We start from the raw sequence: 25,728 nt of genomic DNA, 5'->3' as shown, positions 1-25,728 counted from the left end.
CTTCATGAGGCGGCTTTTTCTATGTATGCAGGGCCATGCCTTTGCAGTCTCTTACTCCACGACGGTGAGCTTGGCAATCGCCAGCGCCAGCCACTTGGTGCCATGGCGGCCGAAGCTCACCTGGGCACGAGCATCGTCGCCCTGGCCTTCGACGGCCAGCACCTTGCCTTCGCCGAACTTGTTGTGGAACACCGTGATGCCCGCCTTGATGCCATGCGAGGGCTCGGCCTTTTGCCTGGGCACCACGGGGCTGGCAAAGACCTCCGTTTTGTTGCTCCAGCCAGAGTTGGAACCAAACTGGCCCGAACCCCTTGATCCATAAGCGCCACCAGCACCTGAATTAGGAGCGAAACTGCCGAAACCGCTTTGTCTGGGCGTGATCCACTTGAGCGCTTCTTCGGGCAGCTCGTCAAAGAAACGGCTCTTGACGTTGTAGCGCGTCTGACCATGCAACATGCGCGTCTGCGAATGGCTCAGATACAGCCGCTTGCGCGCGCGCGTGATGGCCACATAGGCCAGGCGGCGCTCTTCCTCCAGACCGCCTCTATCCATCATCGCGTTCTCATGCGGGAACAGGCCTTCTTCCACACCGCCGATGAACACGGCGTCGAACTCCAAGCCCTTGCTGGCATGCACCGTCATCAGCTGCACGGCGTCCTGACCTGCCTGGGCCTGGTTGTCGCCGGCCTCCAGAGAGGCATGGGAGAGAAAGGCAGCCAGCGGCGACATGGTTTCACCCGTGTCTGCATTGACCATGGATGCCAGCGTGCCTGCCGGTGCCTGCAACGGCTGATCGAGCAACGGGGCCTCGGGGTCCAGCCCCTGGCTGACCGGGCTTTGTGTCAGATTCGTTGCGGGCAGAATCTCCTGTGCATCCAACGGCAGGGCCACCGCGTCCTTGCCAAAGCCTTCCTGGGTCACAAAGCTCTCGGCCGCCGTCACCAGTTCCTGCAAGTTCTCGATGCGGTCGGCGCCTTCTTTTTCATTGCGGTAATGCTCGATCAGCCCGCTTTGCTCTTCCACAGTCTCGATGATCTCGCGCAGCGTCTTGCCTTGCGTCTGCTCGCGCAGCACATCGATCTGTGCCACAAAACCCTGGAGCTTGGTGCCGGCGGCTCCGCCCACAGCGGTGACGGCATCGCTGAGCGAGCAACCGCTGCTGCGCGCCGCGTCCTGCAACTGCTCGATGGTGCGCGCGCCAATGCCACGCGCCGGGAAGTTCACCACGCGCATGAAGCTGGTGTCGTCGTGCGGGTTCTCCAGGAGGCGCAGATAGGCCAGCGCATGCTTGATTTCGGCGCGCTCGAAAAAGCGCAGGCCGCCGTAGACGCGGTAGGGAATGCCGGAGTTGAACAGTGCCGACTCAATCACCCGGCTTTGCGCATTGCTGCGGTAGAGCACGGCAATCTCCTGGCGCGTGAAGCCGTCGTTCTTCACCAGCTGCTTGATTTCGTCCACCATCCACGAGGCCTCGGCCAGGTCGCTGGGGGCCTCGTAGATGCGCACCGGCTCGCCCGGCCCCTGCGTGGTGCGCAGGTTCTTGCCCAGGCGGTTGCTGTTGTGGCTGATCAGTGCATTGGCACAGTCCAGGATGTTGCTGTAAGAGCGGTAGTTCTGCTCCAGCTTGATCTGGTTCTTCACCTCGAATTCGCGGATGAAGTCCGCCATATTGCCCACGCGCGCTCCGCGAAAGGCATAGATGCTCTGATCGTCGTCGCCCACGGCGATCACGCTGGACTGCGAGACAAAACGGCTGCCATCGGCCTCGCCCGCCAGTTGCTTGAGCCACTGGTATTGCAGCTTGTTGGTGTCCTGGAACTCGTCCACCAGAATATGCTGAAAGCGGCGCTGATAGTGCTGGCGCAGGTGCACATCGTCGCGCAGCAGCTCGAAGGAGCGCAGCATCAGCTCGCCGAAATCGACCACACCTTCGCGCTGGCATTGCTCTTCATAGAGCTGGTAGATCTCGACCTTTTTGCGGGTGTCCGGATCGGTCGCTACCACGTCGCCGGGGCGCATGCCCTCTTCCTTGCAACCGGCGATGAAGTACATCAGCTGCTTGGGCGGAAAGCGCTCGTCGTCCACATTGAACTGCTTGCACAGCCGTTTGATGGCCGAGAGCTGATCCTGGGTATCGAGGATCTGAAACGCCTGCGGCAGCTTTGCCACCTGATAGTGGGCGCGCAGCATGCGGTTGCACAGGCCGTGAAAGGTGCCAATCCACATGCCGCGCACGTTATAGGGCAGCATGGCCGAAAGGCGCGCCAGCATCTCCTTGGCCGCCTTGTTGGTGAAGGTCACGGCCATGATGGAGCCGGGCGTGGCCTGGCCGGTCTGCAGCAGCCAAGCAATGCGCGTGGTCAGCACGCGCGTCTTGCCGGAACCTGCACCCGCCAGAATCAGCGCATGGCCCGCAGGCAAAGTCACCGCGGCCAGTTGCTCGTCATTGAGACCCGTCAGCAAAGGGGAATGAGAGGCGGGATGGGCACCAGAATTTGCACCTTCCGGCGCGGAGTCAAGCAGGTCGATCGGGAACATAGCCTGTCATTGTAGAAATGCTGGCGACTCCCCATGACTTGCTGCTGCTTTCAGAGAACTTTCCGCTATCAAAAGCAAAGCTGCCTGCGCATGCAATTCGCCAACTTAAAATGAATTTAGTCTCTACATTCAATCAAATCATGCGCATGAAGCTATCAATTTTATAGCTTCATATCGGCAATAGCAGCCGTCCGTCTCCAGCCCGACGCCTCTCGATCTGGAACACATGCCAATTTATAAGAATTTCCTTATAAACTTCATAATTCACATGATGCATGTACTTTCCGGCAACGCCGTATAGAATCAATCACCGGGCCCAAGTTTTTTGAGGTCCGGTTTTTTTTGCCCGCTGTTTGCCAGCGCTGCAAAAAACCGGTCTCCAAGCCAAGCGCCTATCCTTGAAAATTGAGGCGGGTGAGATTCCCGCCATGACCTTTTCCGGAGCTTGGAACCATGGAAATCTTCGACTACGACAACATTCTGCTTCTGCCCCGCAAGTGCCGCGTGGAAAGCCGTGCCGAATGTGACACCAGCGTGCAGCTGGGCAACCGCACCTTCAAGATGCCGGTCGTGCCCGCCAACATGAAGACGGTGGTGGACGAGAAGATCTGCACATTTTTGGCACAAAACGGTTTCTTCTATGTGATGCACCGTTTTGACATCGACAACGTGGACTTCACCAAGTCCATGCAGTCGCAAGGCCTGTTCGCCTCGATCTCGCTGGGTGTGAAGCAGCCCGACTACGACACGGTCGACCGTTTCGTGGCCGAGGGCATCTGCCCCGAGTACATCACCATCGACATTGCCCACGGCCATGCCGACAGCGTGAAGAACATGATCGCCTACCTGAAGGAAAAGATTCCTGCAACGTTCGTGATCGCCGGTAACGTGGCCACGCCCGAAGCCGTGATCGACCTCGAAAACTGGGGTGCCGACGCCACCAAGGTCGGCGTGGGCCCCGGCAAGGTTTGCATCACCAAGCTCAAGACCGGCTTTGGCACGGGCGGCTGGCAGCTGTCGGCCCTGAAGTGGTGCGCACGCGTGGCCACCAAGCCCATCATTGCCGACGGTGGCATCCGCAGCCACGGCGACATCGCCAAGAGCATCCGCTTCGGCGCCACCATGATCATGATTGGTTCGCTGTTTGCCGGCCATGAAGAATCGCCCGGCAAGACCGTGGAAGTGGATGGCCAGCTGTTCAAGGAATACTACGGCTCGGCTTCCGACTTCAACAAGGGCGAGTACAAGCATGTCGAAGGCAAGCGCATTCTGGAACCCGTCAAGGGCCCGCTGATGAACACGCTGATCGAGATGCAGCAGGACACTCAGTCCTCCATCAGCTACTCCGGCGGCACCAAGCTCATGGACATCCGCAAGGTCAACTACGTGATCCTGGGCGGCGACAATGCCGGAGAGCACCTGCTGATGTAAACGCGCAAGCGCATCTCACCAGCGCGAAGGTGAACCTCCAAAAAAAGCATCAAGGGCAGCTTCGGCTGCCCTTTTTGTATTCTGGTGGTGTTTGTGTCAGTTCAGGCATAACTGATCTGCACCGCTACCCAGCATTGCTCGCCGCCTCAGGCTTTAGCATGTAGGCATTCATAAAAGCTCCAAGGAAACAACGCAATGAGCACTGGTTTGAAGATTGCAGTTCTGGGCACCGGCATGATGGGCCTGCCCATGGCACGCCGGCTGGCACAAGCCGGTCATGAGGTTCATGCCTGGAACCGCACCCGCGCCAAGGCCGAGCCGCTGGCCGCCGACGGCGTGACCATCCACGACCAGGCCGCGGACGCCGTGCGCGGCGTGGATTTTGCCGTGAGCCTGCTGGAAAGCGGCGCCATCGTGGGCGAGGTGCTGTTTCAGCGGGGCGTGGCCGACGCCATGCCCAAGGGCTCTCTGTTCATCGACATGGCCTCCATCCAGCCCCGCGAAGCACGCGAGCACGCCAGCCAGCTGCAGGCGCTGGGCGTGCAGCACCTGGATGCGCCCGTTTCCGGCGGCACGCTGGGTGCCGAAGCCGGCACGCTGGCCATCATGGCCGGCGGCGAGGCTGCCGATTTCGAGCGCGCCCAGCCCGTGTTCGCAGCCCTGGGCCGCAGCACCCATGTGGGGCCCCACGGCGCAGGCCAGTTGGCAAAACTGGCCAATCAGATGATTGTGGGCATCACCATCGGTGCCGTGGCCGAGGCCCTGCTGCTGGCCGAGCGCGGTGGCGCCGACCCGGCCAAGGTACGCGAAGCCATTTCTGGTGGCTTTGCCGACAGCCGCATTCTGCAAGTGCATGGCGAACGCATGGTCAACCATGACTTCGCACCGCGCGGCCGCATGACGGTGCAACTCAAGGACATGCGCAACGCCATGGCCACCGCCGACGAAATCGGCTTCAGCGCGCCCATCACCGACCTGCTCGAAGAGCTGTATGCCGAAGGCGTCAAGAACGGTCTGGGCGACCTCGATCAGGCCGGCCTGTATGTCGAACTGCAACGGCGCAACGCACTCGATTAAAAAAATCCACGGGTTTTCCTGCAAGCCCGTCAGAATTGGCGCATAATTGCGGTCTTGCTTGCAGCGCAGGCAACCCGTGTGGGGCTCTTAGCTCAGTTGGTAGAGCAGCGGACTCTTAATCCGTTGGTCGAGTGTTCGAATCACTCAGGGCCCACCAAAATTTCTTCGGTCTGATTTTTTCAGGTTGAACCTCCGGTTTATCCGGCGGGCTCTTAGCTCAGTTGGTAGAGCAGCGGACTCTTAATCCGTTGGTCGAGTGTTCGAATCACTCAGGGCCCACCAAAATTTCTTCGATCTGATTTCATCGGATTGATCCTCCGGTTTACCCGGCGGGCTCTTAGCTCAGTTGGTAGAGCAGCGGACTCTTAATCCGTTGGTCGAGTGTTCGAATCACTCAGGGCCCACCAAAATCAGCAACCCGCTGCTCTTTCGAGCAGCGGGTTTTTTGTTTTTCGGGCTTCTAATTTACCCCCTTGCTACCCCTACCTAGCTTGACATACACCATTATTTAAACCAATGTCAAATCTCCAGTACTGATAGGGAACCATCAGCAATATGTATCAAAATATCAATGTAAGAATAACTAAGTGAATCTGGCCTATCCCGCCAACAAATCAGTTTGAGGAGCAAAAGTGTCCCCGATTCCGAATAAATCCAACATTCCTCATTGGGCTCTTGCCGTCATCGGACTGACTCTGCTGACTCCCGCCGTCTGCGGCTTTGCGCAGGAACAGCCGCCCAGCGCCCCCACAGCCGCCGCACTGGCAGCCAACCCGCTTGCAGGGCTCCCGCGTCGTGAACTCACTACAACCTTCCAGCAATTGGGCCAGGGCAGCTCCATGATGCTGCGAGGCGTGGAAAGCGAAGGCAGCGTCAACATCAGCGTGCGTCGTGACGAGCTGGTCGAATCCGCCCTTCTGCGCCTGACCTTCACACTGTCCCCGTCTCTGATTCCGTCGCTGTCACACATCAAACTACTGCTCAACGAGGAGTTGCTGCAGACTATCTCCCTACCCAAGGAGCAGCTGGGAGTCCCACAAAAGCTGGAAATCCCCATCGATCCGCGCCTGTTCACGGATTACAACCGGTTGCGCTTTCAGTTCGTCGGCCACTACACGATGGACTGCGAGATGCCCAACCACACCAGCTTGTGGGCATCCATCAGCAACGACAGCCAGCTTGATCTGACGCTGCGCCAGTTGCCACTGAGCGATGACCTCGAGCTTCTACCCGCCCCTTTCTTCGATTCACGCGACAACCAGATTGTCAACGTCCCCTTCGTCTTTGCCGATGCCAAGGATATGGGACAACTCAAGGCCGCAGGCTCGGTGGCCAGTTGGCTGGGCATGCTGTCGGGCTACCGGGGCAACCGCTTCCCGCTTTTCGAAAACCAGCTGCCCGAGCGTAACTCAGTGGTCTTTGCCACCAACGACCACCGCCCAGACTTCCTCAAGGAGCAGCCACCCGTCGCCCAGCCCACGCTGACCATGATGTCCCACCCCGAGCATCCAGCCATCAAGCTGCTCGTGGTACAGGGCAAGGACAATGCCCAGCTACAGCAGGCTGCCGACGCCCTGGCACTGGGCAAAGCCGCGCTGAGCGGCAGCAGCATGCAGGTGACCAAGCTGGAATACCCTGAAAAACGCAAGCCCTACGACGCACCACGCTGGCTGACCACCAAGCGGCCTGTTCTGCTATCCGAGCTGGTGAGCAACCCATCAGACCTGCAACTGCGCGGCTATGCACTCAACAACACCATCAACATTCCTGCGCGCATGGCGCCAGATCTGTTTTCCTGGAATGCCCGCGGCGTTCCGTTGCAGCTGAACTATCGTTACACACCGAACTCGGTATCACAGCATGGCTCGCTCAGCGTCTCCATCAACAACCAGTTCATCAAGGCCTATCCGCTACGCGCCGCAGATGACGACAAGAGCGGCAAAAGCACCATCATGCTGCCCTTGTTCGAGGACGGCAGCACTCAGGCCAGTTCGGACTTCCGGATTCCCTCTTTTCTCGTAGGAGGAGACAACCAGCTGCAGTTAGGCTTTCAGTTACCTGCCACCGACCTCGGTCAATGCCGCTCCACCCAGCCAACAGAGCTGCGTGCAGCAATTGACCCCGAGTCCAACATCGACCTGCGAGGTTTCAGGCACTACCTGCCCATGCCCAATCTGGCAGCCTATGCCAACAGCGGCTACCCATTCACCAAGTACGCCGACCTCAGTCAAACCTCCATCGTCCTGCCCAACCAGCCTACCGCAGCCGATGCCGAAGCCTATCTGACAGCCGTGGCCCGCATGAGCGCAGCCACGGGCCTGGCCGGCATACGCTTCAATCTGATGAATGCGAGCCAGATCGAAAAGGCCCGCGATACGGACATCCTGCTGATATCTGCGGGTGACAAGGACGGCCTGTTGCAGAAGTGGTCGCAGGACATTCCGACTCTGATCGTCGCTGGCAAACGCACCACCCATCTGCTCGAGCGTGCCGTGAGTTCACTCAGCGAACTGTTCCAGCACGCCTCAGATGCCCCCACACCGGGTAGCAGCGGGCTGGCCACGCTGGAAGGCAAGGGCCCGCTGGCAGCCATCGTGGGCTTCGAATCCCCACTACAAAAGGGCCGCAGTGTCGTCGGCCTCACGGCCAGCGACGACATTGCCATGGCACAGATCTACCGGGGCCTGAGCGACTCCAGCAAGATCAGCGCCATGCGCGGCGACCTGAGCTTTCTGCGCTCCGAGCAGGTGGAGAGCTTCCGCGTGAATCCCATCTACTATGTAGGCGACCTGCCCTGGTGGCAGCGCATGTGGTTCCACCTGCATAACCACCCCGTGGCACTGGCGCTGGCCGGCATCGTCACGGGCCTGCTGCTCACCTTCCTGGTCTACGGCGCACTGCGCTCCCTGGCTGCACGCCGCCTTGGAGGCAAGAACAATGCCTGAGCTGTGGCTCAAGCGCCGCAGCTGGCTGCGATCGGCAGCCAGCCTGGCCATGGCTGGGCCGCTGGCCTGTCTGACGACACGACCTGTGCAGGCTGCAACGACGCCCTGGCCGATGTGGGAAGAGTTCAAGCGCAGTTTCATGACCCAGGACGGACGCATCGTCTCTGACGATGAGAAGGGCGGCCAGACCTATTCCGAGGGCCAGGCCTACGCCCTGTTCTTTGCGCTGGCGGCCAATGATCGCCCGACCTTCGAGTTGCTGCTGCAGTGGACGGAGAACAACCTGTGCGCGGGTGATTTGAGCACCGCTCTGCCCGCGTGGTTATGGGGCAAAAAGCCGGATGGCAGTTGGGGCCCTCTGGACACCAATGCAGCCTCAGACGCCGACCTGTGGATCGTCTACCTTCTGGCGGAGGCGGGGCGGCTGTGGAATGACCGGCGCTACCGCGCGATGGCCTCGGTCATGAGCGCCCTGCTGCTGGACAAGGAAACCGACGACCTGCCGGGCCTGGGCCCCACGCTACTGCCCGGCCCCCAGGGCTTCAAGCTCGGCGAGGGCCAATGGCGCCTCAACCCCAGCTACGTGCCGCTGCAGGTACTGGACTGCCTCGCCCAAGCCCTGCCCCGTCATCCCCGCTGGAAGGCGCTGCGCGCCAGCTCCCTCAGGCTCACGGTGGACACGGCTCCCAAGGGTATCTCGCCCGACTGGGTGATATACGACACCAAGTGGGGCTTTCTGAGGGACACGGACAAAGACAAGGCCATGGGTGCCTATAACGCCATCCGTGTCTATCTCTGGGCCGGCATGCTGCACCCCGAGGCTGCAGCACGCGCTCAGGTACTGACCGCACTGCGCCCCATGGCTAGGCTGGTGCGCGACACCGGTCGTCCACCTGAGCGCATAGACCCCATGAGCGGTGAAAGCACAGGCGTGGCGCCCAGCGGTTTCAGCGCCGCCATGCTGCCCTTTCTGCGCGCCCAGGGCGACGAGGAGGCCGTTCAGGCCCAGCAGGCCCGTATACAGGATCAGCCCCTGCGGCCCACGGCTTACTACGAACAATGCCTGGCCCTGTTCGGGCTTGGCTGGATGCAGCAGCAATTCCGTTTTGGCAGGCTCGGCGAGTTTCAGCCCAGGTGGATCACCCAACCATGATTCCTTTCGCTTGCACGTATCAGCCGCTGGGCGTCATTGCAATAGCCGCCCTGCTGTGCTGCACCTCCTCCATGGCACAGCCCGGCTCAACCCAGGCCGTGGAGGCCGAGTTGCTCCGCACAGCCCAGATGTGGAACAGCCGCCAGCGCGCGGACCTGGCGCGTCAGTCAATAGAGAAGCTGCTGACCATCAACCCACGCTCGCCTCAAGGCCTAGCCACGCTGGGAGATATCGCGCTGCAGGAAGGCAAGACCCAGGAGGCGCAAAGCCTCCTCGCCCGCCTGCAGAGCTCCAGCCCCTCAAGCCAGTCGACGCGTGATCTCGCGGCATTGATCAATGCCTACGGCCCAGGCAAGCAGCAGCTCGCCCAGATGCGGCTCATGGCCCGTGCGGGACGCAAGACCGAGGCCGCCGCCATTGCCCGTCAGCTTTTCCCTGCAGGCCCACCACAGACCGGCAGCCTGGTGCGCGAGTACTACCAGATCGTTGGCGAAGGCCCTCCACCCGACGCACAGCCTGCGGCGCAGGCGGCGGTGCAACCCGCTGCACCGAACACGGCAGACGCGGCCCTGACACCCGAAAAAACAAAGCGCCCGTCTGGCAGCGCTCCATCCCGTCAAACCCAGGCTGTGCGCGACCCTGCCGACATTGCACTCAGGACCGGCCTGGCTGCACTGGACAAGGAACAGTTCGAGCTGGCCGAGCGCAGCTTCGACCAAGTGCTCCAACGCAGGCCTCGCGACGCTCAGGCACTGGGCAACAAGGGCTTGCTGCGCATGCGCCAGGGCCGCCATGCCGAAGCACTGCCATTGCTGGACCAGGCCTACGCCATAGACCATCAGAGTAAATGGCGAGACCTGCGCACCACGGCCCAGTTCTGGGCTCATCTGCGCGCCGCCGAAGCCGCACTGCAGGCCGATGATCTGACATCGGCACAGCAGTTGTCGCAGCAGGCCCTGCAACAGCAACCCGACAATTTGCAGGCGCTGATGCTGGCCGGTGAGATCAAGGCCCGCGACCAGGATGCGGCCGGAGCCGAAACCTATTACAAGCGGGCTCTGCAGCGCAATCCCGGCAATGTCTCCGCCCTGACTGCCCTGGCCGATCTCTACGCAGCCCAGGGCCAGCCCGAGCGCGCACGCCAGTTGCTCGAAAAGACCGCGCAGCAGCAGGCCAGCCTGGCCCAGGACCTTCAGCCCGTGCAAGCCGGTCTGCTCGCCCGCGAAGCCAATACCGCGCTGGAGGCCGGCCAATTGAGCAAGGCGCTGGGCTTGCAGGAACAGGCTCTGAAACTTACCCCTGCGGATCCCTGGCTCAGGCACCGGCTGGCACGTACCTATCTGCGCATGCAGCAACCCGAATCGGCGCTGCAGGTCATGAACGCTGGCATAGACCTCGCCCCTGCCGAGCCGGACATGCGCTATGCGCGAGCCCTGATCCGCAGCGCCGTCAATGACGACGAGGGCGCACTCTCCGACATGCGGAAAATCCCCGAAGCCCAGTACAGCGACTCCATGCGCAGCCTGCTGAACAGTGCACAAATCCATACTTACATTGCCCAGACTTCAAGCGATCCTGTGCAGGCCAAGGCGCGGCTCGAAGCCGCCGAGCGCGCGGCAGGCAACGACAGCGACCTGCTATACGCGGTCTCCAACGCCTGGTTCCGCATGAACCAGCCCCGGGAAGCCGTGGCAGTCTTTGACCGTCGTATGGCCAGACTCCCCGCCCCAGACCCCGCTGACCAATTGCGGCTGGCTCAGTTGCTCGGCCGCGTGGCCGAGGACAACCGGCTGCAATCTCTGCTTCCGCAGTTGCTGACACGAAAGGACTGGACAGCCGATCAGGATGCGGACCTGTTGGGAATTCAGGCCAGCCACCTCGAACGGCAGGTGGATCAGGCCACAAGCCAGGCTCGCCTGGCGCAGGCACAGCAGCTGGCAGCCTCGCCCCTGCATCAGGGCCAGACCACTCAGGCCCAGCGCAGTGCCGCCCGCGCCCGGCTGATGCTCGCGGCCAATGAGAACGCCGTAGCCCTCGAACAGTTCGACATCGCACTCAAGGACTCGCCCGACAGCTACGACCTGCACATAGGCCGCGGCAATGCGCTCGCGCGCATGTACCAGCTAGAAGCCGCCCGTGCGGAAGCACAGTGGGCCCGGCAGCGTGCGGCCAGCCAGGAGTCCTATCGCCAACTCGCCCTGGTACGGCTGTGGCAACGGATCGGCCAGCCCGATGAGGCCGGGGCACTGCTCGCATCGCTGAAGGCCGACAACCCCGACGACACCGAGGTACTGCTGCACAGCGCGCGCCTGGAGCGTTCGGAAAGCCACTACGCCCAGGCCCTGTCCTCCTACCGGGACGCACTGGCCATCGAGCGCCGCAACCTGCCTGCAGACGGTACCGCCGCCCCCCAGCCCAGCTCCGTGACCAAGATCGAATCGGACATTGCATCCATAGAAGGGCGCCGCCAGAGCTGGGTCGAGGTTGGTCAGACCGGACTGCGCAAGTCGTCCACCGATGGCATCTCCTCCCTGCACGGCTGGGAGCGCCCCGCCGTGGCATGGTTCCCGCGCGGCTATGACGGTCTCTACTTCCTGCATGTAGACCAGGTCCATCTCGATGCCGGCGCCCTGCCCAGAAACGCCAGCGATGCGATGAGCTACGGCCAAGTCGCAGCCTGGCCCTCGGCCCGATATCCGACCACGGGAGCTCACTCCAAGGCAGATGGCTTCAACGTGGGCTTCGGCTACCAGGCCGACCGCTGGCAATGGGATATAGGTACGACCGGAGCCGGCATGCCTGTCACCAACGTGGTCGGCGGCGTTGCGCATACCGGCGATTGGCGCGATGTCGGCTACCGGCTCGAGGTGTCGCGCCGCCCGCTGACCGGCAGTCTTCTTGCCTATGGCGGTGCCCATGACCCCATCACCGGCCAGACCTGGGGTGGGGTGGTCGCCACAGGCGTGTCTGCACGCGCCTCCACCAATGTGGGTGGCTTTGGGGCCTCGCTCAGTGGCAACTACGCGGCCCTGACCGGCAAGAACGTGCGCAGCAACACCCGCTGGCAGCTGCGCGCGGCCTTGGACCGCGATGTCTGGCGCACCCCCAACCAGCTCGTCAACCTGGGCGCAGCCCTGTCCTTCTGGGGTTATGCACGCGACCTGTCCGAATACAGCTGGGGCCATGGCGGCTATTACAGCCCCAACCGCTACGCCTCCATAGCCCTGCCGCTGGAATGGAGCGGCCGCGAAGGCAAGTGGACATGGCTGCTGCGTGCCTCGGTTTCCTTCTCCAGCAGCTCCAGCAACGCCATGGACTATTTCCCCACCGACCCACGACTGCAGGCTCAGGCAAACGCGCTGGGACGGTCGGCCGTTTACACGGGAGGCAGCAGCACGGGCTTTGGCAGATCACTGCGCGCGGTCGTCGAGCACCAGCTCACCTCCAATCTGGCCCTGGGCGCGCAGTTCGAAATGGACAGATCGGCCTACTACGCGCCATCCAGCCTGATGCTCTATGCGCGCTTCCTGCTCGATCCGGTAACCGCACCGCTCGTAAATCGCCCCCGCCCCGTACAGCCCTACTCAAGCTTCTGACATGCAACAGACGACCATGGCCCAAACCAGCCCCGCTCTTACCGCCGGCAACCTGGGCATAGACGGCCTGCCGGACGATATGGGAAAGCTGCCGCACAGCGGTGTGATCGCGCTCGCTGGCTCGTCCGGTACGGCTTTCGAAAACTGGCGCCGGCATCTGGTCCAGGACCTATGCCGGGACTTTCCCACCATGCTGGTGGCTCCTGATGCGCTTCTGCTGGACCGTCTGTTCGCCACCCAGCCGGACAATCACACAGCCCCCCGTCCCGACGCCTGGGTACTGCCAAGCACCGCCCAGAGCCAGCTGCAGGAAGCCGGCTTTGCCGCCCTGCACAAGGATCTCAAGCGCGCGGGCCTGAGACCACAGCAGGCGCTGTGTCTGCTCGACGCCTCGCCCCTGTTCACCGGCGCCTCCCTGGAGCGCATCCACCGTCTGGCTGGCCAGCTCCACCAATGGGCAAGCCAGCGCAAGGCGCCTGTGATACTGTGCTTTGAAGCACCGGGCGACGAAGTGCATGGCATGCTGACCAGCTTTGCTCACGCCTTCCCGTACTACGCCCTCCTGGAGCAGGACGGCAATGGGCTGGCTCTGCGCCTGGAGCGTTGGAACAGCGCGCAGGGTGCCGTCTTCGCCATCCGGCTGGGCCTGCAGGCGCCAGACTGGGCCGATACCGCCCAGCGCCTGCACGCCAACGGTGTCGTCATGCAGGGGTCCTCCGCACAGCTCATATACGCGCCCGACGAACTGGATGTCTATGCCACGCAGGCCGCCGTTGCGGACCAGCGCCAGCCGCCTGCGCCCTGGCATGTGGTCGCGACCCGGGAACTAATCCCCGAAGCCGTGCAACACGCCCTAGGTGCAACCGTGTTGCTGGACGCCGGCAGCAGCATCGAATTCGAAGCTCTGGCTCGCATGGTGCACCAGTTGCGACGCACCCACCCGCAGACGCTCAAGATCGTAGTCCGCGAAACCGTTGGCAAGCTACGCCTGAACAGCGAGCAGGCGCTGCTGCGCTTGGGTGCCAACGACGTCATCTACCGCGAGCTGGGCTTTTCCCGGCTGCTGCAGCGACTGCGGGACCTGCAGTCCCAGCGTTTCTCGCGCCAGGTTCCCGAAAGCTACGAGCAGGCCCTAGATGCCTTTCTGCCCATTCCGGAACGGGGCTATCAGCAGCCTGCGTATTTCTGCACCCTGACCCTGAACATGCTGCGCAAGACGCAACCCATGGGCCTGAGCCATAGCCTGATCCAGTTGCGGCTGCTAAGCCATGCCTCCCATATCCAGGCCATAGAAGCCTATCGCCCCTCGCGCGACGGAGACCTCATCACCGCCGACCATGATTCCATCTACGTCTTCCTGTTCGCCTGTGGGGAGTCCGATATCGACACTGCCCTGCCCCGTCTTTTCCTGCAGCCCCTGGCCCAGTTGTTCAGCTCCCAGACTTCAGACAGTAGCCACGAAGGCATGCTGCTGATGCTGGGTCGCCTGCAATCGGCCGCCGAGGCTGGGCTACCCGACTACACCGCAGTGGCAATGCCAGGCACGACTGCCCGTCGCCCGATTAACGCACAGATGCACAACTCCGTGCAGCCATCTGCAACCCTGCCCCGTATCGCACCAGCGACAGATGCAGCCGCAAGCGCATCGGTCATGGGCCACAGCCCCATCCCCAGACGTCCTTCCCCGCCTCACAGCGCCTAGGAATACGCCATGTCCTTTTTCCTGTTCCTCACCGGCATCACTGCTGGCATCGTCATCGCCGTGGCACTGTGGCTGCTCGGACGCATCGAATCCGGCAACAAGCTGCTGAGCCGCCTGCGCAGGCCCCACTATCTCCAGCCCTACCAGCCAGGACCATCGGCGCGTCCTTCAGGAAAAGGCTAAGCCTCATGCAACGTCTCGTCTTTATCTCCCCCCTCGGAGGCTCAGGCTGCACCACTCTGGCCGCCCATATTTCGGTACTGGCTGTGCAGCGCGGCAGCGACTGCCTGGCCCTGGACCTGAGTCCCGGCAACATGCTGGGACGCTACCTGGGTCTGCCTTCCTGCGCCGCACAGGGCTGGAGCAATGCGCTGCTGCAGCAACAGTGGTGGGGCCAGGCTGCAATGGCCAACTCTGCGGGCTTGCAATACATGCCGCGCGGTTACCTCAATGACCAGGAATGCAACCGCCTGCATGCGCACTGGCAAAGCCATCCCAACTGGCTGTCCGAAAACCTGCAAGCATTGGACCTGTCATCCTCCACCCTCGTAGTCATGGACGCACCCCCTCCATGCTCCCCCCTGGGCCGTCAAGCCCTGCAGGCTGCCGACCTGGCGGTCGTGGTGCTGGACGCTTCCGAGCGCACCTTGCAGGCGCATGCCGCCATACAGGCGCTGCAGCAAAGCCTAGCGCCCCAGACGCGGCTACAACTGGTCGTGAACCGCTACGCACCACGCCGCCCGACCCAGCAGGCCGCGCTGGAGCAATTGCGCCAGCAATGGGGGGAGGCCCTGCTGCCAGATCTGGTCCATGACGACGAAGCCATCTGCGAAGCCCTCTCGCAAGGCCTGTGTGTACATCAACGCCTACCCGACGCGCAGTCCGCCCACGACTTCCAGGGACTGGCCTTCAGGCTGTTGTCAGATCTCGCCCTCCTGCCCCAGGATCCGCCATGAACCCTCTGCACTTCAGCGCCCTCTGGCTGGCCAATCAGTTGCAGGTCGAGCAGCCCGCGCAGTGGTCCTCGTGGGCCAGGCGACTGTTCGTGCTGCCCCGCCGCACGCAGGCCTGGATGCCTCTGACTTCCACACAGGTGCCCGACCCGCTGCAATGGCTGGCGCACCAGTTGCAACTGGATTCCGGTGCCTCGCCACAACAGTGGCTGCTGGCCCTGTTCCTTCGCCCCGACCCTTCAGGCCGCCAAGGCGGCATGCACCTGGAAAACCTGCTGGTCGCAGTGCTGCAGCCCATGTTCCAGGCGCTGGCCTGGATCTGGAGCGGAGTGTGGCTGCTGCTGCGCCCCCTGCTGCTGATCCTGTCCTGGCCCATACGCATGGCCATGCGCGGCGCCGAACGCGTGGCCTCGCGCATCGATTCGGACGCCTTCGGCCGTCAGGCCGACTCGCTGCTGCATCCGCTGTTCGCCATTCCGGGCATGCGCTGGGCCGTGCTGGGGGCAGGCGCCGCCGTCACGGCGGTGGTCATGACCACGCCCCTGAGCTGGGCCGGGCAGTTGCTGTTCCTGATCATCATCTGGCTGCTCTCCCTGGTCCTGCGCAAGCTGCCCGGGCGCTTTCCATCGCTGGCCCTGTCCACGCTGAGCCTGATGGCCATGGGACGCTATGCCTGGTGGCGCATGAACAACACGCTGCAGTTCGACAGCGCGCTGGAAGCGGCTCTCGGCTATGGCCTGCTGGCCGCCGAAGCCTACACCTGGCTGATCGTCATCCTGGGCTTCATACAGACGGCCTGGCCGCTGCAGCGCAAGCCCGCCCCGCTGTCCGGACCGCCCTCGAGCTGGCCCACGGTGGACGTCTTCATCCCCACCTACAACGAGCCCCTGAGCGTGGTCAGGCCCACGGTGCTGGCTGCCATGGCGCTGGACTGGCCCGAGGACAAGCTCAAGGTCTACATCCTGGATGATGGCCGTCGCGAAGAATTCCGCGACTTCGCCAACCAGTTGGGGGTGGGCTACATCTGTCGCACGGACAACCGCCATGCCAAGGCGGGCAATCTCAACCATGCCCTCGCGCAAACCGACGGAGAACTCGTCGCCATCTTCGATTGCGACCACATTCCCACGCGCAGCTTCCTCAAGACCGCCGGTGGATGGTTCCAGCGCGATCCGCTGTGCGCCATGCTGCAGACGCCGCACCATTTCTTCTCGCCCGACCCTTTCGAGCGCAACCTGGGCACCTTCCGGCGTGTACCCAACGAAGGGGCGCTGTTCTACGGCCTCATCCAGGACGGCAACGACTTCTGGAATGCCACCTTTTTCTGCGGCTCCTGCGCCGTGTTGCGGCGCGGCCCCCTGCTGGAAGTCGGCGGCATTGCCGTGGAGACGGTGACCGAAGACGCCCACACTGCGCTCAAGCTGCACAGCAAGGGCTACAACACGGCCTATATCAATGAAACACAGGCTGCGGGCCTGGCCACCGAAAGCCTCTCCGCCCACATCGGCCAGCGCATCCGCTGGGCGCGCGGCATGGCACAGATCTTCCGGCTGGACAACCCCTTCCTCAAGGCCGGTCTGAGCCTGTGGCAGCGCATCTGCTATGCCAATGCCATGCTGCACTTCTTCTTCGGCCTGCCGCGACTGGTGTTCCTCACGGCCCCCATGGCCTATCTGTTCTTCGAGCTGCACATCATCAACACCAATGCCGTGCTGCTGATGCTCTATGTACTGCCCTACATATTGCAGACCAACATCGCCAACGCCCACGTACAGGGCAAGTTCCGCCACACTTTCTGGGCCGAGGTCTATGAAACCGTTCTGGCCTGGTACATCGCCCTTCCCACCACGGTGGCCCTGCTGTCGCCACGCCATGGAAAATTCAATGTCACGGCCAAGGGCGGGCTTGTCACGCACAGCTATTTCGACTGGGCCATCTCCCGACCCTACACAGTCCTGGTTCTGCTCAACATTACTGCCTTCTTTGTGGGCCTGTGGCGCCTTGTCTACGCCAACTCCGACGAGCCGCTGACCGTGCTGCTCAACATGGTCTGGACGGCCTACAGCATCTTCATGCTGGGCACGGCGCTGGGCGTGGCCACCGAGTCCAAGCAGGTACGCCGCATGCACCGCGTGGCATCCGAGCTGCCAGCCACGCTGTACCTGCCTTCGGGTCATGTGCTCAAAACCAACTGCACCGACTTCTCCATGTCCGGCCTGGGCCTGCAGGCCGCGCCGGGCCTGACCCTGCCTCCCGGCAGCAACCTGGATGTTGGCCTGTGGTTCGACCAGCGCGAATGCGTCTTCCCCGCACGCGTCATCGCCTGCCATGCAAACGGTGCCATAGGGCTGGAGTTCGGCGAACTGAACAAGTTCCAGCAGATACAGCTGGTGCAATGTACGTTCGCGCGCCCCGCCGCCTGGCGCGAATGGAGCAACGAGCACGACACCGACAAACCCCTGCAGGGCCTGCTCGAACTCGGCATCCTGGGCCTGCATGGATACCGCAAGTTCTGGCACTCCCTGGTTGCGGAAATGCGCAGCGCCCGACAGTCCCTTCTCACGCCTTCTAAGAGCACGCCATGAGCTACTGGAGTTTCTATTTTCTCGCCAAGGTCGGCCTGCACTACGCCGGCTACCTGAGCCTGCATTGGCTATTGAACCTGCTGCTGGCCCTCGTTGTGTTCTGGCCACTGCAATCACGGCTATGGAAGAGCCTGCGCCTGGCCGTGGGCCTGATCGCGGCCATCGCCCTGCTGTACTACGACACGCACTTCCCGCCCATCTCGCGCGTGCTGTCCCAGGTCTCGGCGCTGGCCGGCTTCAGTGCCAGCTACATGCTCGAGCTGGTGCAGCGCGTCGTCTCCTGGCAGGCCCTGCTGGGCTTTGTCGTTCTGCTGGCGCTCTACAGCGTACTGGCGCGCCGCATCCGCTTTGCCACGTTTGCACTGCTGGCCATTCTGAGCGTTCCGCTGGTCACCCGCCTGCAACAAGGACCTGTCAAGCCCGTGCTTGCCCAGACCCAAGACAGCGCCCAGCCCGGTGCCGCCGCACCCGCAGCCACGCCCGATGCCTTGCTTGCCAACTTCTACGCCAGTGAACACCAGCGCCGGCTGAACTTCGCCTCGGGCACCACACCGCCCTTCGATATCGTGCTGCTGCATGTGTGCTCATTGGCCTGGGACGACATGGAGTTCGAAGGCATGCGCAACACACCTCTGCTGCAGCGCTTCGACGCCGTCTTCACCCAGTTCAACAGCGCGGCCAGTTACAGCGGCCCGGCCCAGTTGCGCGTGCTGCACGGCAGTTGTGGCCAGATGCCGCACAAGGCCCTCTATGAAGGCACGGACTCGGCCTGCAACGTCTTCCCCAGTCTGGAACAGGTCGGCTACCACACCAGTGCCCTGCTCAACCATAACGGCGTCTTTGACGACTTTGCCCAGTCGCTGCAGGAGCGCGGCGGCTTCGCAGGCAAGATGGAGAAGAACCAGGGCGCCCCAGAGGCCATGCAGAGTTTTGACGGCTCTCCTGTCTACAGCGATCTGGCCCTGCTATCACAGTGGTGGAAGGAACGCCAAAGCCGCGGCGACGAGCCTGTGGCCCTGTACTACAACACCATCACTCTGCACGACGGCAACCGTGTGCCCGGCATTGCATCGCGCAACAGCCTGCAGACCTACAAGCCACGGCTGACGCAGCTGTTGTCTGACTTCGACCGCTTCATCAGCCTCCTTGAGTCCAGCGGCCGCCCCGTGCTACTGATGCTGGTGCCCGAGCACGGCGCCTCGCTGCGGGGTGACAAGATGCAGATCTCTGGCATGCGCGAGATCCCCGGCCCGCGCGTGACCCTGGTGCCCACGGCCATCAAGCTCATCGGCCTGCCGCATCCAGCCGGTGCGACTGGAGCAGCCCCTGCCGGTCAGCCCTCCGCCCAAACCGGCCCTGTGATCGTGAGCAAGCCCACAAGCTACTTCGACCTCTTCACGCTGGTCAACAACCTCATGCAGGACAACCCCTATCGTCCCGGAGCCACGCCACTGGCCGGCCGGGTGGCTCAGTTGCAGGGCACGCGCTTCGTTGCAGAAAACGCGGATGTCGTCGTCATGCATGACGACAACGGACAATATCTGCTCAAGTCCGGCACTGACGCCTGGATCCCCTACACCAACTGAGCGGCGCAGCGCACAGCAAAGCCTGCCGCAGTTGTGGCATGCTCGGAAGCACTGCGGCGCAGTAGCCGCAGGCTTCCAACTGATCTCCTATGCAACATTTCTGGCGCGGTCCACGCTGGACACTGGCCGTTCTCCTGGCCATCCTCGGCATGCTCGGGCCGTTTTCCGTAGACACCTATATCCCTGCCTTCTCCGGCATCGCCCAGGCACTAGGTGCCACGCCCATAGAGATGCAGCAGACGCTGTCTGCCTATCTGCTGGGCTTCGCCTTCATGAACCTGTTCCATGGCGCGCTGGCCGATAGTTTCGGCCGCCGCCCGGTAATTCTCTGGGGGCTGGTGGCCTTTGCGCTGGCCTCTGCGGGCTGTGCCCTTTCCCGCGATATCACCCAGCTGGTGGTATTCCGCACGCTGCAAGGCCTGTCCACGGGCGCCGGCATTGTGGTCTCGCGCGCCATCGTGCGCGATATCTTTCCGCCCGCCCAGGCCCAGGGCCTGATGGCGCAGATCACCATCTTCTTTGGCATCGCCCCTGCACTCGCTCCGGTGATCGGAGGCTGGCTGTTCGTGCACCTGGGCTGGCAGGCGGTGTTCTGGTTTCTGAGCGCGGTTGGCGTGCTGCTCTGGGCCATCAACATCAAATTCCTGCCCGAGTCGCTGCCCCTGGAAAAGCGTCAGCCCTTTCGCTTCAAGCCGCTGATGCAAGGCTATGGCGTGCTGCTCACCGACCCGCGCTTTCTGTTGCTGGCACTGGCCAGCGGCGTACCGTTCAACGGCATGTTCCTCTATCTGCTGTCGGCACCCGCCTTTCTGGGCGACATCCTGCACCTGGAGCCCACGCAGTTCTTCTGGTTCTTCATCGCCACGATCAGCGGCATCATGGCCGGCAGCTGGACCAGCGGGCGTCTAGCCGGGCGCATTCCCCCCAAGCGCCAGATCCGTCACGGCTTTCTCATCATGTGTTTGACTTCCATCGTCAACCTGGTGGCCAATATGCTCTGGACTGCCCACGTGAGCTGGGCACTGATTCCCATCAGTCTGTTCGCCTATGGCTGGGCGCTGATGGTGCCCGTGGTGACGCTGCTGGTACTGGACATCCACCCCGAGCGGCGCGGTCTGGCCTCCTCTTTGCAGGCTGTGGTCGGCTCGGTTGCCAACGGCTTTGTCGCGGGCGTGATCGCACCGCTGGTCATGCACTCCGCCGTGTTGCTGGCAACCGGCTCCATCCTCATGATGCTGATCGGCCTGGTCTCCTGGATCTATCTGCATCACCACTGGCCCGAAATTGGCCGCCATGCTTCTGATCAATGAAATATCAATAGCTGCTGGCGCTTGCCAGACAAGGGGTTCAGCGCAAATTCATGCTGAATCCAATATTCATCAGGCGCAAGCAGCTCACTTTTTCAAAGTCATGAATACAAAAAAGCCAGCGTAAAGCTGGCTTTTTTATTTCAGGCCTGAGCCTTAGCGATTAACGCTCGTCACGACGGGGAGCGCGAGGCTTGCGCTCGAAGCCGCGATCAGCACCACGCTCGCCATGAGGCTGGTAGGGCTTGCCGGCGCTCTGACCGAAAGCGGGACGGCGGTCGCCGCCACCAAAGCCACGCGACTCACCGCCGCGGAAGCCGCCTTCGCGGCCACCGTGGGCAGCGTCACGGCCACCGCCAAAGCTCTTGCGAGCAAAATCACCACCCTCACGGGGGCCATCGCCGCGACGCTGACCGCCGCCGAAGCCACCACGCGATTCACCACCGCCAAAACCGCCACGGTTGCCGTTGCCACCGCGGTCGCCAAAGCTGCGTTCACCGCGCTGCTCGTCACGACGCTCGAAGCTGCGCTCCGGACGGTCGCCACCAAAGCTGGGGCGGCCACCACCGAAACCACGCTCGCCACCGCGCTCACCGCCACGGTCAGCAAAGCGATCACCGCGAGGCGCGCCGAAACCACCACGGTCACCACCGAAACGATCACCGCCACGGTCGCCACCGAAGCCACCGCGGTCGTTGCCACGGCCGCCGCCAAAGCTGCCGAAGCCGGACTTGCGGCCATAGCCTTCGCCATCGCGACGGCCACCAAAGCCACCGCGGCCACCACCGCCGCCGCGGCGGCCATCACGCTCGCCGGCTGCGGGGAAGCGCTGCACAGGTTCCAGGCCCGGGATCACTTCGGACTTGAATTGCTGGCGGGTGTAGCCTTCGATATCGAACACGCGACGACGGTCACGGAATTCGGCAAAGGTCACGGCCACACCTTCACGACCGGCACGGCCGGTACGGCCGATACGGTGGGTGTAGTCTTCAGCCTTCATGGGCAGACCGTAGTTGAAGACGTGGGTGATCGTGGGCACGTCGATGCCGCGGGCAGCCACATCGGTAGCCACCAGGATTTGCACCTGGCCATTGCGCAGCGCCATCAGGCGGCGGTTACGCAGGCCCTGGCTCAGCGCGCCATGCAGTGCCACGGCCGAGAAGCCGTCCTGCTGCAGGTCGTTGGCCAGACCGTCGCACTCCACTTGCGTAGAGGCAAACACGATGGCCTGGTTGATGCTGCTGTCGCGCAGCCAGTGGTCCAGCATCTTGCGCTTGTGCTGGGCGTTGTCGGCCCAGAACAGCACCTGCTTGATGTTCTCGTGCTTTTGCTGAGCGGTGGCAATCGTGATCTTCTGCACGTTGGCACCGTTGTCATGCATCACGCGCATGGCCAGCTGCTGAATGCGGGGCGCAAACGTGGCGCTGAACATCATGGTCTGCTTGCGCTGGGCCGTCATCTGGTTGACTTCGGCCAGGTCGTCGGCAAAGCCCAGGTCCAGCATGCGGTCGGCCTCGTCCACGACCAGGAATTGCACCTGATCCAGCTTGATCTGCATGGAGCGCTGCAGGTCCAGCAGACGGCCAGGCGTGGCCACCACCAGATCAGCGTTCTGCAGCTTGGCGATCTGCAGCTGATAGGGCATGCCGCCAACGATGTTGGCAATGCGGATGCCGCGGCAGTGCTTGACCAGCTCGATGGCGTCATGCGCCACCTGCTGGGCCAGTTCACGCGTGGGGCACAGAACCAGCGCGCCGGGCACGGCAGCCTTGAAGTTGCGGGCGTTGGTCGGGTCCTTGCGCTTGGCGCGCTTGGGGGCAGGCTGGCCATTGGCTGCAGCTTCTGCGCACAGGCGGTCGAACTCGGCCTTGGCAGCAGCGTCGGCTTCAGCGCGTTGCTTGATCAGCGTGTGCAGCACGGGCAGCAGGAAGGCAGCCGTCTTGCCAGAGCCGGTCTGGCTGGACACCATCAGGTCCACAAAAGGCTGCTCGCCGCCGCTGTTCATGGCCAGCGGAATGGCCTGCTCTTGCACGCCTGTGGGCTTGGTGTAGCCGAGATCGGCCACAGCCTGCACCAGCTCGGGGGCCAGGCCCAGTTCTACAAAGCCGTTGGGTTCGGCTTCAGCTTGCTCTTCAGCAGCTGGTTCGACATCAAATTCCTCGGCATCTACGGCAGCCAGCATGGCGTCGAGGCGGGAATCAAGTTCAGGAGAAGACAAAGACATATCGGCAGCGGCCACTTGGCCCTGCTCCAGGGATTTTTCAGTCATGAAAAACTCACGAAAAAAAGCGGCGCAGTCAGCGTGCTGCCCACTTCTTTTGACGGTTGGTTATCAACATCCACCGTCAGACTTTGACTGCCCGTTCGCAAAAGGGGCAGATGGGCGTTATGGCTTGGCGTGTCGGCTGTATGCAGGCCGCTGCACGCAAGTAAGAACCCGGTGTGTGATGGAGATGCGCAAATTACCCATATATCGGGTAAGCAGCGCATTGTCTCATGCACCGGGTTTTCCCGCAAGTGGCAGGGCTATACCACTCTGCAGTCGGCTCAGACGCTCAGCAATTCCTTGCGATAGTGCTGCAGCTCGTCGATGGACTCATGCACATCGGCCAGCGCCGTGTGGCGCTGGGCTTTCTTGAAGGAGGTATAGGCCACGGGCTTCCAGCGCTTGGCCAGCTCCTTCAAGGTGCTGACGTCGATATTGCGATAGTGAAAGAAATTGTTGAGCTTGGGCATGTAGCGCTCCATGAAGCGCCTGTCCTGACCGATGCTGTTGCCGCACAGCGGCGTCTTGCCCTTGGGCACGTATTTGCCCAGAAAGGCAATCAGCGCAGCCTCCGCCTCGGCCTCGGTCACCGTGGATGTCTTGACCCTGTCGATCAGCCCGCTTTTGCCATGCGTGCCCTTGTTCCAGGCGTCCATACCATTGAGAAGCTCGTCCGATTGGTGAATCGCAAATACCGGGCCCTCGATGCGGGTTTGCAGGTCTGCGCTGCTGACCACCACCGCGATCTCGATGATGCGGTCGTGGTCGGGGTTCAGGCCCGTCATCTCGCAATCGAGCCACACCATATTGAGGTCGGATTTGGGCAGAACAGGGGCGTCGGCGGGCAGTGACTCGGCACTGACGGAATTCGTACAGGAAGCTTCAGACATGGCACAAATTGTCGCCTACACTGCCAATACATGGCTTCCAACCTAGATTTTTCACTGGCACTTTCGCTGCTGTTTGCAGCAGCAGTGCTCTTGCAATGGCTGCTGCGCGTCTGGCTGATTTCGCGCCAGGTACGGCATGTGGCGCAGCACCGCGCCGCCGTGCCGGCAGCCTTCGCTCACCGCCTCAGCCTGGCCGCACACCAGAAAGCTGCTGATTACACGCTGGCCAAGGCCAAGGTCTCGCTGATTGACATCACTCTATCGGCCGCCGTGCTGCTGTGCTGGACGCTGCTGGGCGGACTGAACTGGCTCAACTCCTGGCTGCTTGAATTCATCAACCCGGGCCTGTGGCAACAACTGGCGTTGCTGGCTTGCTTTGCCGTGATCTCGTCGCTGATCGAGTTGCCGCTTTCGCTGTACCAGACCTTCAAGCTGGAGCAGCGCTTCGGCTTCAACCAGATGACGCTGGGCCTGTGGCTGGGCGACCTGCTCAAATCCACGCTGGTGGGCGCCACCATCGGCCTGCCACTGGCTGCATTGATTCTCTGGCTCATGGGCTCCACGGGCCCGCTGTGGTGGCTCTGGGCCTGGGGCGCCTGGACGGCGTTCAACCTGCTGCTGATGTGGATCTTCCCCAGCTTCATCGCACCGCTGTTCAACAAGTTCGAGCCACTGGCCGATGAAGGTCTCAAGGCCCGGGTGACCCGATTGATGGAACGCTGCGGCTTTGCGGCCAAAGGCCTGTTCGTCATGGATGGCAGCCGCCGCTCGGCACACGCCAATGCCTATTTCACAGGCTTTGGCAATTCCAAGCGCGTGGTGTTCTTCGACACCCTGCTCAAACAACTGAGCCCTGACGAAGTGGAAGCCGTGCTGGCGCACGAGCTGGGCCACTTCAAGCACAAGCACATCACCAAGCGCATGGTGCTGATGTTTGGCGCATCCCTGCTGGGCTTTGGGCTGCTGGGCTGGCTCAGCCAGCAACCCTGGTTCTACTCGGGCCTGGGCGTCAACATCATGCAGAGCAAGTACCTGGGCGTACCCGCCGAGAACAATGCTCTGGCACTGCTGCTGTTCCTGCTGGCCGTGCCGGTGTTCAGCTTCTTCATCACGCCACTGATGTCGGCCCAGTCGCGCCGCGACGAATTCGAAGCCGACGCCTATGCCATGCAGCAGGCCGATGGTGCTCAGCTCGCTTCGGCACTGCTCAAGCTTTACGAGGACAATGCCTCAACCCTCACGCCAGACCCTTGGTATGTGAGCTTTTACTATTCACACCCTCCTGCCGTGGACCGATTGGCGCGCATGCCTACTCCCGCGGGCAGCTTGTAACTTCACAAGAGTTTCCAATATGAGCAATATGACCCTGCAACAAAAAGACTGGTCCCAGCAAAAGCGCAGTGCCTTGAGCCCTGAACAGACTCGCGAGCAACTGGCCGCACTGAGCGGCTGGGAGCTGACTGGCACCGCTGCCAGCCCCGTCATCCGCAAGACCTACCGTTTTGGCAATTTCTACGAAACCATGGCTTTTGTGAATGCCCTGGCCCTGGTCGCCCACCAGCAGGATCACCACCCCGACCTGGAAGTCAGCTACAACCGCTGCCAGGTCAGCCTGAACACCCATGATGTGGGCGGCATCTCCGACACCGATATCGACTGCGCCCGCCGCATCGAAGCCTTGCTGAAGCTGGCCTGAGTT

General features: G+C 62.4%; 16 protein-coding genes and 3 tRNA genes. 16 read left to right on the top strand and 3 right to left on the bottom strand.

Annotation, left to right across the window (positions count from 1 at the left end; genetic code table 11):
- Window positions 1-51 precede the first annotated feature (51 nt).
- Entirely contained in the window at window positions 52-2,538 is a 2,487-nt protein-coding gene (locus tag QMY55_RS05060; protein WP_283487585.1) for a UvrD-helicase domain-containing protein, read from the bottom strand.
- Between the two features lie 453 nt (window positions 2,539-2,991).
- On the opposite strand from QMY55_RS05060, the gene QMY55_RS05055 reads away from it, so the two are divergent.
- The 14 genes from QMY55_RS05055 (at window position 2,992) to QMY55_RS04990 (ending at window position 20,876) form a co-directional block, all read left to right on the top strand.
- Complete coding sequence (locus QMY55_RS05055) at window positions 2,992-3,969, top strand: GMP reductase (protein WP_283487584.1); 978 nt, start codon at window positions 2,992-2,994, stop codon at window positions 3,967-3,969.
- A 195-nt stretch (window positions 3,970-4,164) separates the two neighbouring features.
- A complete protein-coding gene (locus QMY55_RS05050) occupies window positions 4,165-5,046 on the top strand; it encodes an NAD(P)-dependent oxidoreductase (protein WP_283487583.1) in 882 nt (293 codons plus the stop codon).
- An 81-nt stretch (window positions 5,047-5,127) separates the two neighbouring features.
- A tRNA-Lys gene (locus tag QMY55_RS05045) sits at window positions 5,128-5,203 on the top strand.
- A gap of 49 nt (window positions 5,204-5,252) precedes the next feature.
- Window positions 5,253-5,328, top strand: a tRNA-Lys gene (locus QMY55_RS05040).
- Between the two features lie 49 nt (window positions 5,329-5,377).
- A tRNA-Lys gene (locus QMY55_RS05035) sits at window positions 5,378-5,453 on the top strand.
- Between the two features lie 225 nt (window positions 5,454-5,678).
- Window positions 5,679-7,991 (top strand): cellulose biosynthesis cyclic di-GMP-binding regulatory protein BcsB, encoded by a 2,313-nt coding sequence (gene bcsB / locus QMY55_RS05030; RefSeq protein ID WP_283487582.1) that lies wholly within the window; start codon window positions 5,679-5,681, stop codon window positions 7,989-7,991.
- A complete protein-coding gene (gene bcsZ, locus QMY55_RS05025; protein WP_283487581.1) occupies window positions 7,984-9,144 on the top strand; it encodes a cellulose synthase complex periplasmic endoglucanase BcsZ in 1,161 nt (386 codons plus the stop codon). Before bcsB ends, bcsZ begins: the two co-directional genes overlap by 8 nt.
- Window positions 9,141-12,740, top strand: a complete 3,600-nt coding sequence (locus QMY55_RS05020; protein WP_283487580.1) for a cellulose synthase subunit BcsC-related outer membrane protein — start codon at window positions 9,141-9,143, stop codon at window positions 12,738-12,740. The genes bcsZ and QMY55_RS05020 overlap by 4 nt, the downstream gene beginning before the upstream one ends.
- A gap of 16 nt (window positions 12,741-12,756) precedes the next feature.
- Window positions 12,757-14,442: a BcsE family c-di-GMP-binding protein gene (locus QMY55_RS05015; RefSeq protein ID WP_283487579.1), complete on the top strand. Its 1,686-nt coding sequence runs from the start codon at window positions 12,757-12,759 to the stop codon at window positions 14,440-14,442.
- Between the two features lie 9 nt (window positions 14,443-14,451).
- Window positions 14,452-14,625 carry a hypothetical protein gene (locus QMY55_RS05010; RefSeq protein ID WP_283487578.1) on the top strand — a complete coding sequence of 58 codons (174 nt, stop codon included), beginning with the start codon at window positions 14,452-14,454 and terminating at the stop codon, window positions 14,623-14,625.
- A gap of 5 nt (window positions 14,626-14,630) precedes the next feature.
- The gene (bcsQ, locus tag QMY55_RS05005) at window positions 14,631-15,398 is read left to right on the top strand and encodes a cellulose biosynthesis protein BcsQ (RefSeq protein ID WP_283487577.1); all 768 of its coding nucleotides are present in this window, start codon (window positions 14,631-14,633) and stop codon (window positions 15,396-15,398) included.
- A complete protein-coding gene (bcsA, locus tag QMY55_RS05000; RefSeq protein WP_283487576.1) occupies window positions 15,395-17,980 on the top strand; it encodes a UDP-forming cellulose synthase catalytic subunit in 2,586 nt (861 codons plus the stop codon). The genes bcsQ and bcsA overlap by 4 nt, the downstream gene beginning before the upstream one ends.
- Window positions 17,977-19,566, top strand: a complete 1,590-nt coding sequence (gene bcsG / locus QMY55_RS04995) for a cellulose biosynthesis protein BcsG (RefSeq protein ID WP_283487575.1) — start codon at window positions 17,977-17,979, stop codon at window positions 19,564-19,566. The genes bcsA and bcsG overlap by 4 nt, the downstream gene beginning before the upstream one ends.
- Window positions 19,567-19,655: 89 nt before the next feature.
- Window positions 19,656-20,876 carry a multidrug effflux MFS transporter gene (locus tag QMY55_RS04990; protein WP_283487574.1) on the top strand — a complete coding sequence of 407 codons (1,221 nt, stop codon included), beginning with the start codon at window positions 19,656-19,658 and terminating at the stop codon, window positions 20,874-20,876.
- A 160-nt stretch (window positions 20,877-21,036) separates the two neighbouring features.
- Here the strand turns inward: QMY55_RS04990 and QMY55_RS04985 are convergent, their stop codons facing one another.
- Entirely contained in the window at window positions 21,037-23,142 is a 2,106-nt protein-coding gene (locus QMY55_RS04985; protein WP_283487573.1) for a DEAD/DEAH box helicase, read from the bottom strand.
- A 278-nt stretch (window positions 23,143-23,420) separates the two neighbouring features.
- Window positions 23,421-24,029 (bottom strand): oligoribonuclease, encoded by a 609-nt coding sequence (gene orn / locus QMY55_RS04980; protein ID WP_407650627.1) that lies wholly within the window; start codon window positions 24,027-24,029, stop codon window positions 23,421-23,423.
- A 30-nt stretch (window positions 24,030-24,059) separates the two neighbouring features.
- Here orn and QMY55_RS04975 point away from each other — a divergent pair, with 30 nt between their 5' ends.
- Complete coding sequence (locus tag QMY55_RS04975) at window positions 24,060-25,361, top strand: M48 family metallopeptidase (RefSeq protein WP_283487572.1); 1,302 nt, start codon at window positions 24,060-24,062, stop codon at window positions 25,359-25,361.
- 19 nt (window positions 25,362-25,380) lie between these two features.
- Entirely contained in the window at window positions 25,381-25,725 is a 345-nt protein-coding gene (locus QMY55_RS04970) for a 4a-hydroxytetrahydrobiopterin dehydratase (RefSeq protein ID WP_283487571.1), read from the top strand.
- Window positions 25,726-25,728 lie beyond the last annotated feature (3 nt).

The sequence above is a fragment of the Comamonas resistens genome (genome assembly GCF_030064165.1).
Taxonomy (GTDB): Bacteria; Pseudomonadota; Gammaproteobacteria; order Burkholderiales; family Burkholderiaceae_C; genus Comamonas; species Comamonas resistens.
This window is presented reverse-complemented; position numbering and strand designations above follow the sequence as displayed.